A 19225-nucleotide genomic window follows, 5' to 3' on the forward strand; every position below is an offset into this window, starting at 1 on the left:
AAGTTAAATGAATGAATTTATAAAAGAACGGTTTTCGTATTTAGCAGATAATAAAAAAGAAAACGCCCCAGAGCTAAATGTTTCCTACGGTATCGATAAGAATTTTTTGTATGGTGCTGGCGTTTCAATTTCTTCCGTTTTGATTAATAATTCAGATATTAATTTTGTCTTTCATGTTTTCACTGATTATGTGGATGATGATTATTTAAAGTCATTTAATGAAACAGCAAAACAATTTAATACCTCAATTATTGTATATTTAATTGACCCAAAATACTTTGCTGATCTGCCGACGTCACAGTTTTGGTCGTACGCGACATACTTCAGGGTATTGTCTTTTGAATATCTGAGTGAAAGTATTCCCACACTGCTGTATCTGGATGCCGATGTTGTTTGTAAAGGAAGCCTGAAACCTCTCACAGAAATTATATTTAAAGATGAGTTTGCTGCGGTCATTCCTGACAATGATAGTACTCAGGCGGCATGTGCAAAACGCCTCAACATTCCCGAAATGAATGGACGTTATTTCAATGCAGGCGTTATCTATGTCAATCTTAAAAAATGGCATGAAGCAAATTTGACACCGTATTTACTCAAACTTTTACGAGGGGAAACTAAATATGGCTCTCTTAAATATTTAGATCAGGATGCGTTGAATATCGCATTTAATATGAATAATATCTACCTTGCGAAGGATTTTGATACTATTTATACCCTGAAAAACGAACTTCATGATCGTAGTCATCGAAAGTATCAGCAAACCATTACCGATAAAACAGTGTTGATTCACTATACAGGGATAACTAAACCATGGCATAGCTGGGCTGGATATCCGTCTGCATCATACTTTAATATCGCGCGTGAACAATCTCCCTGGAAGAAATATCCTCTTAAAGAGGCGCGGACTGTTGCAGAAATGCAGAAACAATATAAGCATCTGTTTGCCCATGGTGAGTATATAAAAGGCATAACTTCATTAATTAAGTACAAGCTTAAGAAATAAATTACTCTTATGATTACAAGTATACGTTATCGCGGCTTCTCATTTTATTACAAAGATAATGATAATAAATATAAAGAAATCTTTGATGAAATACTGGCCTATAATTTTAAAACAGTAAAAGTATTACGTAATATTGATGATACCAAAGTATCTTTGATTGATACGAAATATGGTCGCTATGTTTTTAAAGTCTTTGCTCCGAAAACGAAAAGGAATGAACGTTTTTTAAAATCTTTTGTAAAAGGTGACTACTATCAGAATTTGATCGTTGAAACCGATCGTGTCAGAAGTGCAGGTCTTACTTTTCCTAATGATTTTTATTTTCTGGCTGAGCGTAAAATTTTCAACTATGCCAGTGTTTTTATCATGCTTATCGAGTATGTCGAGGGCGTAGAGCTCAATGATATGCCGATTATTCCAGAAAATATTAAAGCAGAAATTAAGGCTTCAATGGAAAAATTGCATGCCTTAAATATGCTATCGGGCGACCCACACCGGGGTAACTTTATCGTTAGTAAAGATGGTGTCAGGATAATTGACCTATCCGGTAAAAGCTGTACGGCAGAGCGTAAAGCTCGTGATCGTCTGGCCATGGAACGTCACCTGGGTATTGCCAACGAAATAAAAGATTATGGCTACTATTCAGTAATCTACAGAACCAAACTACGCAAATTTATTAAAAAATTAAAAGGCAAAGCGTAAACCACACAGTCAAAACGGAACCAACATGGATTTATTAGCTGAGAGTATTACTGAAATCGCTGTCTCTGGGGAAATTGCTAACACCGATCGTGTGTTAAATATCGCTTACGGTATTGACCGTAACTTTTTATTTGGTGCGGCAGTATCTATGCAATCAGTTGTTATGCATAATCCGGACCTTGCGGTTAAGTTTCATCTCTTTACCGACTACATTGATGAAGATTATCTACAACGTGTTAATGCTTTTACCAGCAAAAATGCTAACGCTGAAGTAAGAATTTATAAAGTCTCCAATGCCTTTATTGATATCTTCCCCAGCCTGAAACAGTGGTCTTATGCAACATTCTTCCGTTTAGTTGCGTTCCAGTATCTGAGTGAAACTATTGAAAATCTGTTATATATCGATGCTGATGTCATCTGTAAAGGCTCATTAGCTGGATTGCTTGATATTAATTTTGATGGGGATAAGTTTGCAGCTGTTATTAAAGATGTGCCTTTTATGCAGGAAAAACCAGCGAAGCGTCTGGCTATAGAGGGACTTCCAGGGAATTATTTCAACGCCGGTGTAGTATATCTGCAGCTTGAAGCATGGGCGAAAAATGATTTTATGAATAAAGCCATTGCTATGCTGGCAAGTGACCCGCAGCACACGAAGTATAAATGCCTTGATCAGGATATTTTAAATATTCTGTTCTTTGGTCATTGTATTTTTATTAGCGGCGATTATGATTGCTTTTATGGCATTGATTATGAGTTAGAAAATAAAAGCGATGAAGATTATAAAAAGACCATTACCGATGATACTAAGCTGATTCATTATGTTGGCGTAACGAAGCCCTGGAACGACTGGACGAATTATCCCTGCCAGAAGTATTTTAATGAGGCTTATCAGGCTTCTTGCTGGAATGATGTGGCGTTTATTCCAGCCACGAATGAAAAGCAGTATCAAGTGAAATATCAACATGCAAAGAAAAATGGTGATACGTTTAACGCTTTTATTTACTTCATTAAATTTAAATTAAATAAGTATAAAAGAAAACTATTTGGATAATAATAAAAATCATGGATGTCTGAGTTACAATAATAATTAAGGATGAGTACTATCATATTTTATTAGTTCAGGCAAGAGAACACGATGAGCAATGATTACCCTTTAGTATCCATAATAATACCGACGTATAATTCATCTGATTACATTACTGAAACTCTAACGAAATTAGAAAAACAAACTTACCCAAATTTTGAAATTGTTATTGTTAATGATGGTTCTAAAGATAACACATCAAACGTTTTGAGAGAGTATGGGTTAACCCACTCTCGATTAATTATTATCAATAAAGAAAATGGCGGTGTTTCGTCTGCCAGGAATACAGGTATCCGCAAGGCGCAAGGACAGTTTATATGTTTTATGGATGATGATGATGAGATAGATCCTAACTATCTGCTGAAGATGTATACCAGACAACATGAGACGGGAGGGGATGCGATTTATTGTGGGCTTTATGGCCATTATATAAAAGATGGTGTTACTTACTCACCTATAAATACAGAGTTTAATGAAGGATCTTTACTTTTCGACTTTTTTTATAAAAAGGTTAGATTCCATATAGGGTGCTTGTTTATAAGAAAACAACTTCTGGAAGAGAATAATCTTTTTTTTGATGAAGATTTACGACTAGGAGAAGATCTGGATTTTATCTATCGACTGCTACTTACATGCGATATGTATGCGGTTCCATATTATATGTATAAGCATAACTATAGAGAAAATTCCTTAATGAACTCATGTAGAACCATCACTCATTATCGACATGAGTCATTTGCGCACGAAAGAATCTACTCTTCTGTGATGCAGTTATACAAAGGTAACCGGAAAGAAGAAATTCATACATTATTGAGTCAAAATAGAGCTTATCATAAAACTCGTTATTTATGGAATGTTCTACTTAATGGTGATTTTGAACTATTAAATCAATTAGTTGAAAGCAATGAAAAAGAATTGAATGATTGTAATCTTTCTGGCAAGAGAGATAAAAGACGAGCAAAAATATTAGCATCAAAAAATTATATTCTCTGGAGGATGGTAAGACTGGTAAATAGGAAAAAGAATAAACGTTAGATCTTGCATTAAATAATCCATCCTCGTAGCATAGGTTGAAAATATATGTCATTTTGTTGGAATGAAATTAATTCTGGTATAAAGTCTTTAATTCTCATATTATGTATTTTTTCTTTGATGACTTTGTCTTTATGGGATGATGTTGCAACAAAGTTTCTTCATGCAGCTGGAATTATATCTGCATTGTATTTTCTAATGACACCAAAAAAAACAATAACTAATAATCCTACTTTGTTAATTTTCATCTCATTATGTCTTTTGGGAATCATAAATATCATCTGGTATTCACATTATAAAGTTTCGGGCTCTGTTTATACCAATGCATATCGTGGCCCAATGGAAACTGGGAAAATTGCCTTGTGTAGTGCTTTTATTTTCTTGGTTCTTTTTGCTAAAAATGAGTTGAGAACAAAAATAAAATTTGGGAAACTAATTCTGTTCGCATCCCTGGCAACGCAGTTACTTTTTTTTGCGCATGCCATGTGGCAACATTTCTATTTAAACGTTGACCGTGTTGCATTATCAGCTTCCCACGCTACAACAGCAGGCTACATCATCCTTTTCCCTTCTTTACTGGCATCAATTCTCATTTTAAAATCCGACTTTAGACATAAAACAACATTATATACAATTAACTTCATGCTTAGCTTATGTGCTGTCATAGTAACTGAAACGCGTGCAGCCATATTAGTGTTTCCATTCTTTGCGTTACTATTAATCGTAATGGATAGTTATATTAATAAGCGAATTAATTATAAGTTATATTGTTTTATTGCGATTGCATTATTAGCAGGTGTATTTTCTTTTAAAGATACATTGCTTATGAGAATGAATGACTTAAATAACGATTTAGTTAATTATTCGCATGATAACACCAGAACTTCAGTCGGTGCCCGTCTGGCAATGTATGAAGTTGGCTTAAAAACATATTCTCCAATAGGACAATCACTGGAAAAACGAGCGGAAAAAATACATGAACTAGAAGAAAAAGAGCCTAGATTGAGTGGCGCTTTACCCTATATAGATTCTCATTTGCATAACGATCTCATAGATACGTTATCAACGCGTGGTATTCCTGGAGTTGTATTAACAATTTTAGCCTTTTCAGCAATACTCATATATGCCTTAAGAACTGCTAAAGAACCTTATATTTTAATCTTGCTTTTTTCACTACTGGTAGTAGGCCTAAGTGATGTAATACTCTTTTCTAAACCGGTTCCGACTGCTGTGTTTGTCACCATAATATTGCTTTGTGCTTATTTTAAAGCACAATCAGACCAATGTTTATTAGATAAATAATGAATATGTGAAATAAAATCAGCAAGGAGGCTGATTTTATTTCAAAATTATCTATTAAGGGGTTGTAATTTAAATCATAGCAGCGTTTTCAGCGTTTTCTTCAATGAATCGCTTAACAGCATTTGCTGTCAATTGAGACAACTCATTCCCCGGAGCCCTACAAACCATCTGATTCTTCCCATACCCACCAATTAATCCCGGATCGGTTGGTCCATAAACCGTGATATTGGGTCTATCCAGTGCCGCCGTTAAATGGCTTAACCCCGTATCCACTGACACTACAAATTTAGCCCCGGCCAGCACGCGGGCAACGCCTTCCAGACTCATCTTCGGCAATACTTCAACATAAGCAAATCCTTCCGCCAGTCGTTTCGCCCGTTCTTCCTCATGCGGCGCGCCCCACGGAAGTTTAATCCGTATTCCTGAAGCAGCCAGTAAACCAATCAATTCTCGCCAGTGTTCTTCCGGCCAGTGTTTATCATCACGGGTCGTCGCATGAAGAAATACGGCATATTCGCCAGCATCTGTAGGCAGGTTCGTCAGGAAATGCTGTGCAATAGCATAATCGCCCTGGGTTTGCGGTTTGCTATAGCCCAGACTTTTGGCAAACAGTTCGCGGGTGCGTTCTACGGCGTGCTGCTGTTTTGCAATATGATGCTTACGATTGTAAAACAGGCTGGCTAACGGTTCGCGAGCGGTTTGCCAGTCCAATCCATGCTTTACGCCATGCGCCAGACGCGTCACCAGCGCCGCGCTTTTTACCAGCCCCTGAGCATCGATAACTGCGTCATAGTTCTCTGCTTGTAGCGCTTCACGAAACGCTTTGCGTTCAACTTTTATGGGGGCCGAGAACCAGGCTTTACGCCAGCGACGTATTGCCACAGGAATAACTCGCTCAACGGCAGCGTGCCAGGAAGGAATCTGTGCGAACCCTTCTTCCACCACCCAGTCAAACTTAATCCCTGGGATTGCCTGCTGGGCATCAGTGAGTGCGGGCAACGTATGGAGAACATCGCCCATCGACGATGTTTTAACGATCAAAACCCGCATCCGTCAGACTTCCTCTTGTAACAATAGCGCGTTGAGTTCTTCCAGTACGCGCTGGGGAGTAATGTCGATCAAGCTCTGGTGATAACCCTCCGCAGCGTCACCTTTACGCACTTTGTGATAGCCGGTAATCAGACGGATCACGCGCGCTTTATGGGATAGCGGCGGTGTGAAGTCCGGGCTACTCGGACCATACAAGGCAACCAGCGGACGATTGAGCGCCGCCGCAACGTGCATCAGGCCAGAATCGTTAGTGACAATGGCTTTACAGGCTGCAATCAGGATAACCGCTTGATCAAGCTGTGTTTCCCCCGCCAGGTTCCGACACCATGCCTGCTGCTCGGTATTCAAAGCGGCAAGAATCTCATTGCCCGCCTCATGATCTTTCGCCGAGCCAAACAGAACCACCTGATAACCTTCATCAATCAGCTGCTTTGCCAGCTCAGCATAGTGGTAATGTGGCCAGCGTTTTGCCGGACCAAACTCCGCCCCCGGGCAAAAACCAATCATCGGACGTTCTGATGAAAGCGAAAATTGATTACAGGTATATGATTTTTCACCTTCGCTCACCTGCAATTGCGGCCATAACAACGGTTTTGGTAGATCTTGTGCGGTACGCATCACGCCTTTGTCATAGGCCAGCGCGACATAGCGTTCCACCATTAGCGGCCAGGCTTCTTTATCGAGCACGCGTACATCGTTGAGTAAACCGTAGCGCATCTCGCCGCGCCAGCCGGTGCGATGAGGAATACCCGCGAAGAAAGGCACTAATGCAGATTTGAAGGAGTTGGGTAAGACGTAGGCGCGGTCGTAGCGCTTTTCACGCAGGCTATGACCCAGTTTACGGCGTTCGCCGATTTCCAGCGCTCCGTGACCGAGAGGCATAGGAATAGCTTCGTTAACTTCCGGCATCCGCGATAATAATGGACGGCACCATGCCGGTGCCATCACATCGATTATCGCCTGGGGATAGCGCGCCTGGAGCGTGCGATAGAGACTTTGCGACATCATCATGTCGCCAACCCAAGACGGGCCGATCACCAGTATTTTCATGCAGAGCTCTTATGCGTCGCGATTCAGCCAGGCCATGTATTCCGTTACACCTTCAGCAACGGTTTTGAACGGTTTGTCGTAACCCGCCGCGCGCAGATTTGTCAGATCTGCCTGAGTGAACGCCTGATAGCGGCCTTTCAGTTTATCCGGGAACGGAATGTATTCGATCTGTCCTTTCTTGTGATAAGCCAGCGTAGCATCAGCTACAGCCTGGAAGGATTCCGCACGACCAGTACCGAGATTGAAGATGCCGGAAACGCCATTTTCCAGGAACCACAGGTTTACATCTGCCACGTCGCCCACATAGACGAAGTCGCGTTTGAAGTTCTCGCTACCTTCAAACAGCTTCGGTGATTCACCGTTGTTAAGCTGGGTGTTGAGATGGAAAGCGACGCTCGCCATGCTGCCTTTATGGCCTTCACGCGGTCCATAAACGTTGAAATAGCGGAAGCCAACAATCTGCGAGTTCGCTTCAGGCAGGATTTGACGAACATATTCATCAAACAGGAATTTTGAGTAACCGTAGACGTTCAACGGTTTTTCGTACTCGCGGGATTCAATAAAGTCGGAGGTGCGTCCGCCGTAGGTGGCCGCGGAAGATGCATACAGGAACGGGATTTCGCGCTCCAGACAGTAGTGCAGCAGCTCTTTGGAGTATTGATAGTTGTTATCCATCATATACTTGCCATCCCACTCGGTGGTGGAAGAGCATGCGCCTTCGTGGAAAATCGCTTCGACATCGCCGAACTCTTCGCCAGCCATAATCTGGATCAGGAAGTCTTCCTTATCCATATAGTCTGCGATATTCAGATCCACCAGGTTCACAAACTTGGTGCCGTCTTTCAGGTTGTCCACCACCAGAATATCGGTGATGCCTTTATCATTCAGGGCCTTAACGATGTTGCTGCCGATAAAGCCCGCGCCGCCGGTAACGATGATCATAACTGTAACCTTCGAATTATGGAGTCAGAGACAATCTCAGACACGAATACTTCTATCATATCACTACACGGCGTTGGCTTCAGCCATTCGCCAAAAGTGAGATTGATGGACGTTATTTATCCTGAATTTTGCAGAAGTGTTAACGCGTCATCTCGTCGCGACGTATAAGTTTGGGTAATATGTGCTGGAATTTGCCCTGTCTGGAGAATCGCAATGCGTGGAGAATTTTATCAGCAGTTAACCAACGATCTGGAAACCGCACGGGCGGAAGGGTTGTTTAAAGAAGAGCGCATTATTACGTCTGCGCAGCAAGCAGATATCACTGTGGCTGATGGAAGCCACGTCATTAACTTTTGTGCCAACAACTATCTCGGGCTGGCGAATCATCCGGATCTGATTGCGGCAGCAAAGGCGGGAATGGATTCTCACGGTTTCGGCATGGCTTCGGTGCGTTTTATTTGCGGCACTCAGGACAGCCATAAAGAGCTTGAACAAAAACTGGCGGCATTCCTGGGGATGGAAGATGCGATTCTCTACTCTTCCTGCTTTGATGCTAACGGTGGACTGTTTGAAACGCTGCTGGGTGCGGAAGACGCCATTATCTCCGACGCACTGAACCACGCGTCTATTATTGATGGTGTGCGTCTGTGCAAAGCTAAACGCTATCGCTATGCCAACAACGATATGCAGGAGCTGGAAGCACGTCTGAAAGAAGCGCGTGAAGCCGGTGCGCGTCATGTGCTGATTGCCACCGATGGTGTGTTCTCAATGGACGGCGTGATTGCCAACCTGAAAGGCGTTTGCGATCTGGCAGATAAATACGATGCCCTGGTGATGGTAGACGACTCCCACGCGGTCGGTTTTGTCGGTGAAAATGGTCGTGGTTCCCATGAATACTGCGATGTGATGGGGCGTGTCGACATCATCACCGGCACGCTCGGTAAAGCGCTGGGCGGGGCTTCTGGTGGTTATACTGCGGCGCGCAAAGAAGTGGTTGAGTGGCTGCGCCAGCGTTCTCGTCCGTATCTGTTCTCCAACTCGCTGGCACCGGCCATTGTTGCCGCATGCATCAAAGTACTGGAGATGGTCGAAGCGGGCAGCGAACTGCGTGACCGTCTGTGGGCGAACGCACGTCAGTTCCGTGAGCAAATGTCGGCGGCGGGCTTTACCCTGGCGGGAGCCGATCATGCCATTATTCCGGTCATGCTTGGCGATGCAGTAGTGGCGCAGAAATTTGCCCGTGAGCTGCAAAAAGAGGGCATTTACGTCACCGGTTTCTTCTATCCGGTCGTTCCGAAAGGTCAGGCGCGTATTCGTACCCAGATGTCTGCGGCGCATACCCCTGAGCAAATTACGCGTGCAGTAGAAGCATTCACGCGTATTGGTAAACAACTGGGCGTTATCGCCTGAGGATGTGAGATGAAAGCGTTATCCAAACTGAAAGCGGAAGAGGGCATCTGGATGACCGACGTTCCTGTACCGGAACTCGGGCATAACGATCTGCTGATTAAAATCCGTAAAACAGCCATCTGCGGGACTGACGTTCACATCTATAACTGGGATGAGTGGTCGCAAAAAACCATCCCGGTGCCGATGGTCGTGGGCCATGAATATGTCGGTGAAGTGGTAGGTATTGGTCAGGAAGTGAAAGGCTTCAAGATTGGTGATCGCGTTTCTGGCGAAGGCCATATCACTTGCGGTCACTGTCGCAACTGTCGTGGCGGTCGTACCCATCTGTGCCGCAACACGATCGGCGTCGGCGTTAACCGTCCGGGCTGCTTCGCCGAATATCTGGTGATTCCGGCGTTCAACGCCTTCAAAATTCCCGACAATATCTCCGACGATCTGGCTTCCATTTTTGATCCCTTCGGTAATGCCGTGCATACCGCGCTGTCGTTCGATCTGGTTGGCGAGGATGTGCTGGTCTCTGGTGCAGGGCCGATAGGTATTATGGCTGCGGCGGTGGCGAAACACGTTGGTGCACGCAATGTGGTGATCACTGATGTTAACGAATACCGCCTTGAGCTGGCGCGTAAAATGGGTATCACCCGTGCGGTTAACGTCGCCAAAGAAAATCTCAATGACGTGATGGCGGAGTTAGGCATGACCGAAGGTTTTGATGTCGGTCTGGAAATGTCCGGTGCGCCGCCAGCGTTTCGTACCATGCTCGACACCATGAACCACGGCGGTCGTATTGCGATGCTGGGTATTCCACCGTCTGATATGTCTATCGACTGGACCAAAGTGATCTTTAAAGGCTTGTTCATTAAAGGTATTTACGGTCGTGAGATGTTTGAAACCTGGTACAAGATGGCGGCGCTGATTCAGTCTGGCCTCGATCTCTCGCCGATCATTACCCATCGTTTCTCTATCGATGATTTCCAGAAGGGCTTTGATGCCATGCGTTCAGGCCAGTCCGGGAAAGTTATTCTGAGCTGGGATTAACACGAACAAGGGCTGGTATTCCAGCCCTTTTCCCTGAGGATAATCCGTTAAATATGTAAAATCCTGTCAGTGTAATAAAGATATCGTAATTGCGCTGATCTCTTATATAGCTGCTCTCACTATCTCTCTACCCTGAAGTGACTCTCTCACCTGTAAAAATAATATCTCACAGGCTTAATAGTTTCTTAATACAAAGCCTGTAAAACGTCAGGATAACTTCAGAGGTCGTCGGTAATTTATGATGAACAACACCAATAAACTTAGTGTTATTATTCCGTTATATAATGCGGGCGATGATTTCCGCACTTGTATGGAATCTTTAATTACGCAAACCTGGACTGCTCTGGAAATCATTATTATTAACGATGGTTCAACGGATAATTCTGTTGAAATAGCAAAGCATTACGCAGAAAACTATCCGCACGTTCGTTTGTTGCATCAGGCGAATGCTGGCGCATCGGTAGCGCGTAATCGTGGGATCGAGGTGGCGACGGGCAAATATGTCGCTTTTGTCGATGCTGACGATGAAGTCTATCCCACCATGTACGAAACGCTGATGACCATGGCGTTAGAGGACGACCTCGACGTGGCGCAGTGCAACGCTGACTGGTGTTTTCGTGAAACGGGAGAAACCTGGCAATCCATCCCCAGCGATCGCCTTCGCTCAACCGGTGTATTAACCGGCCCGGACTGGCTGCGGATGGGGCTTTCTTCGCGCCGTTGGACTCACGTTGTCTGGATGGGGGTTTATCGCCGCGATGTTATTGTTAAAAATAACATTAAATTTATTGCCGGATTACATCATCAGGATATTGTCTGGACAACAGAATTCATGTTTAACGCTTTGCGTGCGCGATATACCGAGCAATCATTATATAAATATTATCTGCATAATACGTCAGTGAGTCGGTTGCATAGACAAGGGAATAAAAACCTTAATTATCAACGTCACTATATTAAGATTACCCGCCTGCTGGAGAAATTAAATCGAAATTATGCCGACAAAATTACGATTTATCCGGAATTTTATCAGCAAATAACTTACGAAGCATTGCGTGTTTGCCATGCGGTGCGCAAAGAGCCGGATATTATTACCCGCCAACGGATGATTGCCGAGATATTTACTTCCGGTATGTATAAGCGCCTGATTACCAATGTGCGCAGCGTGAAGGTGGGTTACCAGGCGTTATTGTGGTCTTTCCGCTTATGGCAATGGCGCGACAAAACGCGGTCGCACCATCGCATTACGCGTAGCGCCTTTAATTTGCGCTAGCGTTAAACTTCGCCGCTTCGGGCTGTTTGCCCCAGCCTTGCCACTGATGCTGGAAGTAAACGATCAGCGTGCTCTGGCTGATGCTTTCGCTTAATACTTCAAAGAAGCGATTAGCATAAACAGGTTCTATCGGTTTCTTCGGTTTGCACAGCTTCACGCCACGGAACGGATTACGCGGTGCATCAGGCACAGCGTTTTTCGGCGGTGTAGAAGTATCAACCTGCGGTTCATTCAGCAAGCTGCTGGCTTTCACCAGCGTAATGTCTGGCGGCAGGTTATAAACCATCTGTTGCAACACGCGTACCGTTGCAGGGTGAGGATGCCCAATGGCAATGGTCGAACCGTTGCGACGCGCCAGGTCAATTGCGCGATTAAATTGCACACGGATGTCCGCTTCATTTTGCGAATCGTCGAGGAATACCTTCCGTTTGATCACCTTCACGCCAGTGCCTTGCGCGGCGCGCATCGCCTGGGTATTACCGATGGTTACGCTGTCGAGGAAGTAAAGATTGTAACGCTCCAGCGCCTGCATCACTTTCTGCATACCAAACAGGTTAGAGGTCATCTTGCTGCCCATGTGGTTGTTGATCCCCACGGCATAGGGCACGTTATTGACCGCACTACGAATAATGCGCTCAATTTCGTCGCTGCTCATCTCCGGGCGTAGCGTATTTTTCTCCAGCGGCTGTTTACTCAACGGTGCCATCGGGAGATGAATCAACACTTCGTGCCCGCTGTTATGCGCTTTGGTCGCCATCTCTCTGGCGTGCGGTGAATCGGGTAATACAGCGACGGAGATAGCGGAAGGCATCGCCAGCACCTGGTTTTCGTTGTGCGGGCGATACCCAAAATCATCAATGACGATGGCAAGTTTGCCAGCAAGTACGGGGGAGGAGAGCGCCAACAGAGCGGCAAATGCAAGAACGTTACGACGAAATGGAAACAAAACTTATCTTCCCAACCACGGCTGTGGATTGACCGCCTGACCCTGGCGGCGAATTTCGAAATAGAGTGAAGGCCGACCCTGACCGCCACTGCTGCCCACCAGTGCAATCGGCTGGCCCGCGCGAACCTGCGAACCAACGCTCACCAGTGCGCTCTGATTATAGCCGTAAAGACTCATGTCGCCTTTACCATGCTCAACCACCACCACCAGACCGTAGCCTTGCAGCCAGTCAGCCAGAATCACTCGACCGTCGGCAATCGCTTTAACTTCAGTACCTTCAGAAGCACCGATAACCATACCTTTCCAGCGTAATTCACCCTGTAGCTGTTCGCCATAGCGATGCAGCGTCGGCCCGCGAACCGGCCAGAATGCCTGACCACGCGGCGCGCCCAGACCACCGGTACGGGACATCAGCGATTTTTCGCTTTCGGTCGGTTTGTAGGTGGTGCCTTTGCGCGTCGCTTCTTTCTGGCGGTCGCGAACCGCCTGGGCCTCACGTGCTTCTCGTTCTGCACGCGCTTTCGCCGCGGCTTCCGCACGGGCAATGCTGTTACGCAGACGGGATTCGTTGGCGCGCAGCTCGCTCAACTGTTGCTGACCTTGCTGGATGGAAGACTCCAGCCCTGCCAGCGTCTTTTTACGCTCGTTCAGCGCCTGAGTCAGTTTCGCCTGTTGGGCGCGCTGCTCATATAACAGCGTTTGTTGCTCGCTCTGTTTCTCTTCCAGTTCAGCACGCTGCATGGCGACTTCTTCACGCGTTTGCTTCAACTGGGCAATGGTTTCTTGTCGCGCCTGGTTGAGATAGCCGAAATAAGCCTGTAAACGCTGTCCACGCTGGCTTTCTTCACCGCTGAGAATCAGCTGAATACCGGTATGCTCGCCCTGACGGAATGCGGCATCCAGTTGTGCGGCGAGGCTGCGCTCCTGGGCGGCTTTTTGCTGCTCCAGTTTGGCAATCGACGCGTTCATCTCATCAATCTGTTTATTGAGTTGATTGAGCGTGTTTTGCGTTTCGCGCAGCTTACGGGTGGCTTCAGAGATCGCTTCTTCCTGCTTTTTCAATTGTGCGAGCAGGCTTGCGCGTTGTTGTTGCTTTTGGCGTACCGCGCGCTCTTTTGCGGCGATGTCAGCCTGAATAGATTTGAGTTGGTCACGCTCATCCGCGTGGGCGGAAAAGGCGCACAACAATACGCCAGCGCTAAGAACGCTGGCGTAGATGATGGGCCTGATTGCAAACCTGCGCGGTTTCACGGCCCGTGTCATGGTATTAATCGCCTTTCCCCTCATGGGGAGGGATTATTCCACGATGAACAGCGGCTTACCAGTCATCTCTTGCGGGATTTCCATACCCATCAGCGACAACATGGTCGGCGCGATGTCAGAAAGTTTGCCGCCTTCAACCGCTTTCACGTTCTTATCACCAACGTAAATCAGCGGAACTGGCAGGTTGGTGTGTGCCGTGTGTGCCTGACCCGTTGCCGGATCGCGCATCTGCTCAGCGTTACCGTGGTCAGCGGTGATCAGCAGTTGTCCACCCACGGACTCAACCGCTTTCGCGACTTCTTCCACGCAGTGATCCAGCGCTTCAACCGCTTTAACCGCCGCTTCCATCACCCCGGTGTGACCTACCATGTCGCCGTTCGGATAGTTACAGATGATGGTGTCGTATTTGCCGCTCTTGATGGCCGCAACCAGTTTTTCGGTCAGCTCTGCGGAGCTCATTTCCGGTTGCAGATCGTAGGTAGCCACTTTCGGTGAGTTGATCAGAATGCGATCTTCGCCTTTGAACGACTCTTCTACGCCACCGTTGAAGAAGAAAGTAACGTGGGCATATTTTTCGGTTTCGGAAATACGCAACTGAGTTTTGTCGTTTTTCGCCATCCACTCGCCGAAGGTGTTAACCAGGGAAGCGGGTGGGTAAGCAACCGCAGTTTTGATGTCAGCGGCGTATTCGGTCAGCATCACGAAATCGACGTTAACCACTTTCTTACGCGCGAAGCCATCGAAATCAGCGTTCACGAAAGCACGAGTGATTTCACGCGCGCGGTCAGCACGGAAGTTCATGAAAATCAGTGCATCGCCGTCTTCCATTGCCGCGTCTGGCTGACCTTCAGCACGGATAACGGTCGCTTTCACGAATTCATCATTTTCGTCGCGAGCATAAGCAGCCTGCAAACCAGCAACGGCGGTATCGGCCTGGAACTCGCCCTGCGCCAGAGTCAGCAGGTCATAAGCTTTTTCTACGCGATCCCAACGGTTATCGCGGTCCATCGCGTAGTAACGACCAATGATGGACGCTACGCGGCCTTTGCCCAGCGCGGCAAATTTTTCTTCGAATTTTTTCAGCGAGGATTCAGCACTGCGCGGCGGAGTGTCGCGACCGTCAAGGAATGCGTGCAGGTAGATTTTTTCTGCGCCGCGTTCAGCTGCCAGTTCTACCATCGCCATGATGTGATCTTCGTGGCTGTGTACGCCGCCTGCGGAGAGCAGACCCATAATGTGTACCGCTTTGCCTGCGTTTTTCGCTTTATCTACCGCGCCAGTCAGCACCGGATTAGCAAAGAAAGCGCGATCTTTGATTTCAACGTCCAGACGAGTCAGGTCCTGATACACGATGCGGCCGGCACCCAGGTTAACGTGGCCTACTTCGGAGTTACCCATCTGACGGTCAGGCAGACCGACTTCCAGACCGGAAGCGTCGATTAGGGTATGCGGACGATTGGCCCACAGTGCATCCATTACCGGGGTTTTAGCACTAAAAATGGCGTTATCCTGCTGTTCTTCGCGATAGCCATAGCCATCCAGAATCACCAGTACCATAGGTTTTTTAGAAACCGACATTGCGACAACCTCATACTCAAGAGTCAAAATTTGCGTAATTTTACTACAGCTGAATCGATAAAATAGCCTCTGAAGATCAAAATATACGACCGCTCGCGGCAAGCCGATGCCAGATTTGCGCTTTTTTTTCGTCGCGCCCCGCAAAATTGCATTCCAGTTAACGCGCTGGCTGTATTTGCCGCACCGCGCAGGTATACTCCTTTCCTGGTTTTTTTAATCACTACGTCGGGAGTTGTTACCCCCCATGCAAGAAATTATGCAATTTGTTGGCCGTCATCCCATACTGAGTATCGCCTGGATCGCGTTACTGGTGGCGGTTCTTGTGACTACGTTTAAGAGCCTGACCTCGAAAGTGAAGGTGATTACTCGTGGTGAAGCTACGCGTCTGATCAACAAAGAAGACGCTGTGGTTGTGGATTTACGTCAGCGTGATGACTTCCGTAAAGGCCATATCGCAGGTTCTATCAATCTGTTGCCGAGCGAAATCAAAGCCAACAATGTTGGTGAGCTTGAGAAGCACAAAGACAAACCGGTTATCGTGGTAGACGGTTCTGGCATGCAGTGCCAGGAGCCTGCAAACGCGCTGACGAAAGCTGGTTTTGCGCAAGTATTCGTGCTGAAAGAGGGCGTTGCTGGCTGGGCTGGCGAAAACTTGCCTCTGGTGCGCGGCAAATAATTTACCTGTCGTCTTTCATGATGCAGGCCGTTAGCTGCAATTAGGCCCCCAGCGACTTATTGTTATAAGCTTCTGGGGACACTCCATTTTGCTGCCGCCCTGCAACATGAAATTTCAGGGTAAAAAAACAGGAGCTAATTTATGGCCAATGTTGAAATCTATACCAAAGAAACCTGCCCGTATTGCCATCGTGCAAAAGCACTGCTGAGCAGCAAGGGCGTGAGTTTCCAGGAGTTGCCGATCGATGGCAATGCCGCCAAGCGTGAAGAGATGATCAAACGCAGCGGTCGCACCACGGTTCCCCAGATTTTTATTGACGCACAGCACATTGGCGGCTGTGATGACTTGTATGCATTGGATGCACGTGGTGGACTGGATCCCCTGCTGAAATAACGTGTGAACGTTGGCATTACATTGCGCAGTATTTAAGGACAACACTTAAGGGTTTTCTACACATGTCAGAACAAAACAACACCGAAATGACTTTCCAGATCCAACGTATTTATACCAAGGATATTTCTTTCGAAGCGCCGAACGCGCCGCACGTTTTCCAGAAAGATTGGCAGCCAGAAGTTAAACTTGATCTGGATACGGCATCTACTCAACTGGCAGATGACGTTTACGAAGTGGTACTGCGTGTTACCGTAACGGCCTCCCTGGGCGAAGAAACCGCGTTCCTGTGTGAAGTTCAGCAGGGCGGTATTTTCTCCATCGCGGGTATCGAAGGCACCCAGATGGCACATTGCCTGGGCGCATACTGCCCGAACATTCTGTTCCCGTATGCTCGTGAGTGCATCACCAGCATGGTATCCCGCGGTACATTCCCGCAACTGAACCTTGCGCCGGTTAACTTCGATGCGCTGTTCATGAACTATTTGCAGCAGCAGGCTGGCGAAGGTACTGAAGAACATCAGGATGCCTGATGAACCAACGTAATGCTTCAATGACTGTGATCGGTGCCGGCTCGTACGGCACCGCTCTTGCCATCACCCTGGCAAGAAATGGCCACGAGGTTGCCCTCTGGGGCCATGACCCTGAACATATCGCAACGCTTGAACGCGACCGCTGTAACGCCGCGTTTCTCCCCGATGTGCCTTTTCCCGATACGCTCCATCTTGAAAGCGATCTCGCCACTGCGCTGGCAGCCAGCCGTAATATTCTCGTCGTCGTACCCAGCCATGTCTTTGGTGAAGTGCTGCGCCAGATTAAACCACTGATGCGTCCTGATGCGCGTCTGGTGTGGGCGACCAAAGGGCTGGAAGCGGAAACCGGACGTCTGTTACAGGACGTGGCGCGTGAGGCCTTAGGCGATCAAATTCCGCTGGCGGTTATCTCTGGCCCAACGTTTGCGAAAGAACTGGCGGCAGGTTTACCGACGGCCATTTCGCTGGCCTCTACCGACCAGACCTTTGCAGATGATCTCCAGCAGCTGCTGCACTGCGGCAAAAGTTTCCGCGTTTACAGCAATCCGGATTTCATTGGCGTGCAGCTTGGCGGCGCGGTGAAAAACGTCATTGCCATTGGTGCGGGGATGTCCGACGGTATCGGTTTTGGTGCGAATGCGCGTACGGCGCTGATCACCCGTGGGCTGGCTGAAATGTCGCGTCTTGGCGTGGCGCTGGGTGCCGATCCTGCCACCTTTATGGGCATGGCGGGGCTTGGCGATCTGGTGCTTACCTGTACCGACAACCAGTCGCGTAACCGCCGTTTTGGCATGATGCTCGGTCAGGGCATGGATGTACAAAGCGCGCAGGAGAAGATTGGTCAGGTGGTGGAAGGCTACCGCAATACGAAAGAAGTCCGCGAACTGGCGCATCGCTTCGGCGTTGAAATGCCAATAACCGAGGAAATTTATCAAGTATTATATTGCGGAAAAAACGCGCGCGAGGCAGCATTGACGTTATTAGGTCGTGCACGCAAGGACGAGCGCAGCAGCCACTAACCCCAGGGAACCTTTGTTACCGCTATGACCCGGCCCGCGCAGAACGGGCCGGTCATTATCTCATCGTGTGGAGTAAGCAATGTCGTGTGAAGAACTGGAAATTGTCTGGAACAATATTAAAGCCGAAGCCAGAACGCTGGCGGACTGTGAGCCAATGCTGGCCAGTTTTTACCACGCGACGCTACTCAAGCACGAAAACCTTGGCAGTGCACTGAGCTACATGCTGGCGAACAAGCTGTCATCGCCAATTATGCCTGCTATTGCTATCCGTGAAGTGGTGGAAGAAGCCTACGCCGCTGACCCGGAAATGATCGCCTCTGCGGCCTGTGATATTCAGGCGGTGCGTACCCGCGACCCGGCAGTCGATAAATACTCAACCCCGTTGTTATACCTGAAGGGTTTTCATGCCTTGCAGGCCTATCGCATAGGCCACTGGTTGTGGAATCAGGGGCGTCGCGCACTGGCAATCTTTCTGCAAAACCAGGTTTCTGTGACGTTCCAGGTTGATATTCACCCGGCAGCAAAAATTGGTCGCGGTATCATGCTTGACCACGCGACAGGCATCGTCGTTGGTGAAACGGCGGTGATTGAAAACGACGTATCGATTCTGCAATCTGTGACGCTTGGCGGTACGGGTAAATCTGGTGGTGACCGTCACCCGAAAATTCGTGAAGGTGTGATGATTGGCGCGGGCGCGAAAATTCTCGGCAATATTGAAGTTGGGCGCGGCGCGAAGATTGGCGCAGGTTCCGTGGTGCTGCAACCGGTGCCGCCGCATACCACCGCCGCTGGCGTTCCGGCACGCATTGTCGGCAAGCCGGATAGCGATAAACCATCAATGGATATGGACCAGCATTTCAATGGTATTAACCATACATTTGAGTATGGGGATGGGATCTAATGTTCTGTGATCGTGCCGGATGCGATGTAATCATCT

At 47.4% G+C, this 19225-nt stretch carries 19 protein-coding genes; 13 read left to right on the forward strand and 6 right to left on the reverse strand.

Annotated elements, in window-relative coordinates; translation table 11 throughout:
• The first annotated feature begins 7 nt into the window (after positions 1–7).
• The 5 genes from AB4H76_RS00935 to AB4H76_RS00955 all read left to right on the forward strand — a co-directional run bounded on the left by AB4H76_RS00935 (position 8) and on the right by AB4H76_RS00955 (position 5123).
• Positions 8–1003: a glycosyltransferase family 8 protein gene (locus tag AB4H76_RS00935; RefSeq protein ID WP_001001717.1), complete on the forward strand. Its 996-nt coding sequence runs from the start codon at positions 8–10 to the stop codon at positions 1001–1003.
• A 9-nt stretch (positions 1004–1012) separates the two neighbouring features.
• Positions 1013–1705 (forward strand): lipopolysaccharide core heptose(II) kinase RfaY, encoded by a 693-nt coding sequence (gene rfaY / locus AB4H76_RS00940; RefSeq protein WP_000633084.1) that lies wholly within the window; start codon positions 1013–1015, stop codon positions 1703–1705.
• 25 nt (positions 1706–1730) lie between these two features.
• Positions 1731–2756: a UDP-galactose--(galactosyl) LPS alpha1,2-galactosyltransferase gene (locus AB4H76_RS00945; protein WP_000364777.1), complete on the forward strand. Its 1026-nt coding sequence runs from the start codon at positions 1731–1733 to the stop codon at positions 2754–2756.
• A gap of 84 nt (positions 2757–2840) precedes the next feature.
• On the forward strand, positions 2841–3824 hold the full coding sequence (locus tag AB4H76_RS00950; RefSeq protein WP_088538066.1) for a glycosyltransferase family 2 protein: 984 nt from the start codon (positions 2841–2843) through the stop codon (positions 3822–3824).
• Between the two features lie 45 nt (positions 3825–3869).
• Positions 3870–5123 carry an O-antigen ligase family protein gene (locus AB4H76_RS00955; RefSeq protein ID WP_001300929.1) on the forward strand — a complete coding sequence of 418 codons (1254 nt, stop codon included), beginning with the start codon at positions 3870–3872 and terminating at the stop codon, positions 5121–5123.
• A gap of 69 nt (positions 5124–5192) precedes the next feature.
• Here the strand turns inward: AB4H76_RS00955 and rfaC are convergent, their stop codons facing one another.
• Genes rfaC through rfaD form a run of 3 tightly spaced genes read right to left on the reverse strand, consistent with a single transcriptional unit; the run spans position 5193 to position 8165 of the window.
• Positions 5193–6173, reverse strand: a complete 981-nt coding sequence (gene rfaC / locus AB4H76_RS00960) for a lipopolysaccharide heptosyltransferase RfaC (RefSeq protein WP_001264601.1) — start codon at positions 6171–6173, stop codon at positions 5193–5195.
• A 3-nt stretch (positions 6174–6176) separates the two neighbouring features.
• Positions 6177–7223, reverse strand: coding sequence for an ADP-heptose--LPS heptosyltransferase RfaF (gene rfaF / locus AB4H76_RS00965; protein ID WP_000699242.1), 1047 nt, complete (start codon positions 7221–7223; stop codon positions 6177–6179).
• Positions 7224–7232: 9 nt separating this feature from the next.
• Positions 7233–8165, reverse strand: a complete 933-nt coding sequence (gene rfaD / locus AB4H76_RS00970; RefSeq protein ID WP_000587764.1) for an ADP-glyceromanno-heptose 6-epimerase — start codon at positions 8163–8165, stop codon at positions 7233–7235.
• Positions 8166–8378: 213 nt separating this feature from the next.
• Between rfaD and kbl the strand changes: the two genes are divergently transcribed.
• The 3 genes from kbl to waaH all read left to right on the forward strand — a co-directional run bounded on the left by kbl (position 8379) and on the right by waaH (position 11883).
• Positions 8379–9575 (forward strand): glycine C-acetyltransferase, encoded by a 1197-nt coding sequence (gene kbl / locus AB4H76_RS00975; protein WP_088538067.1) that lies wholly within the window; start codon positions 8379–8381, stop codon positions 9573–9575.
• 9 nt (positions 9576–9584) lie between these two features.
• Positions 9585–10610 carry an L-threonine 3-dehydrogenase gene (tdh, locus tag AB4H76_RS00980; RefSeq protein WP_000646014.1) on the forward strand — a complete coding sequence of 342 codons (1026 nt, stop codon included), beginning with the start codon at positions 9585–9587 and terminating at the stop codon, positions 10608–10610.
• A gap of 238 nt (positions 10611–10848) precedes the next feature.
• A complete protein-coding gene (waaH, locus tag AB4H76_RS00985) occupies positions 10849–11883 on the forward strand; it encodes a UDP-glucuronate:LPS(HepIII) glycosyltransferase (RefSeq protein ID WP_088538068.1) in 1035 nt (344 codons plus the stop codon).
• Here waaH and AB4H76_RS00990 read toward each other — a convergent pair.
• From AB4H76_RS00990 to gpmM, 3 genes are read right to left on the reverse strand one after another with little or no spacing between them, the layout of a single operon-like run.
• Positions 11870–12829 carry a divergent polysaccharide deacetylase family protein gene (locus AB4H76_RS00990; RefSeq protein WP_000483847.1) on the reverse strand — a complete coding sequence of 320 codons (960 nt, stop codon included), beginning with the start codon at positions 12827–12829 and terminating at the stop codon, positions 11870–11872. The two genes, waaH and AB4H76_RS00990, sit on opposite strands and share 14 nt — an antisense overlap.
• Positions 12830–12832: 3 nt before the next feature.
• Positions 12833–14092 (reverse strand): murein hydrolase activator EnvC, encoded by a 1260-nt coding sequence (gene envC / locus AB4H76_RS00995; protein ID WP_000196256.1) that lies wholly within the window; start codon positions 14090–14092, stop codon positions 12833–12835.
• A 33-nt stretch (positions 14093–14125) separates the two neighbouring features.
• Positions 14126–15670: a 2,3-bisphosphoglycerate-independent phosphoglycerate mutase gene (gene gpmM, locus AB4H76_RS01000; RefSeq protein ID WP_000116566.1), complete on the reverse strand. Its 1545-nt coding sequence runs from the start codon at positions 15668–15670 to the stop codon at positions 14126–14128.
• Positions 15671–15914: 244 nt separating this feature from the next.
• Here gpmM and AB4H76_RS01005 point away from each other — a divergent pair, with 244 nt between their 5' ends.
• From AB4H76_RS01005 to cysE, 5 genes are all read left to right on the forward strand, one after another.
• A complete protein-coding gene (locus AB4H76_RS01005) occupies positions 15915–16346 on the forward strand; it encodes a rhodanese-like domain-containing protein (protein WP_001156181.1) in 432 nt (143 codons plus the stop codon).
• A gap of 141 nt (positions 16347–16487) precedes the next feature.
• Entirely contained in the window at positions 16488–16739 is a 252-nt protein-coding gene (gene grxC / locus AB4H76_RS01010) for a glutaredoxin 3 (RefSeq protein WP_000024392.1), read from the forward strand.
• Between the two features lie 62 nt (positions 16740–16801).
• The gene (gene secB, locus AB4H76_RS01015) at positions 16802–17269 is read left to right on the forward strand and encodes a protein-export chaperone SecB (RefSeq protein WP_000003382.1); all 468 of its coding nucleotides are present in this window, start codon (positions 16802–16804) and stop codon (positions 17267–17269) included.
• Positions 17269–18288: an NAD(P)H-dependent glycerol-3-phosphate dehydrogenase gene (gpsA, locus tag AB4H76_RS01020; protein WP_088538069.1), complete on the forward strand. Its 1020-nt coding sequence runs from the start codon at positions 17269–17271 to the stop codon at positions 18286–18288. Before secB ends, gpsA begins: the two co-directional genes overlap by 1 nt.
• Positions 18289–18367: 79 nt before the next feature.
• Positions 18368–19189 carry a serine O-acetyltransferase gene (gene cysE, locus AB4H76_RS01025; protein WP_001277561.1) on the forward strand — a complete coding sequence of 274 codons (822 nt, stop codon included), beginning with the start codon at positions 18368–18370 and terminating at the stop codon, positions 19187–19189.
• Positions 19190–19225: the final 36 nt, after the last annotated feature.

It is taken from the genome of Escherichia sp. UTM R2, assembly GCF_048593455.1.
Taxonomy (GTDB): Bacteria; Pseudomonadota; Gammaproteobacteria; order Enterobacterales; family Enterobacteriaceae; genus Escherichia; species Escherichia coli.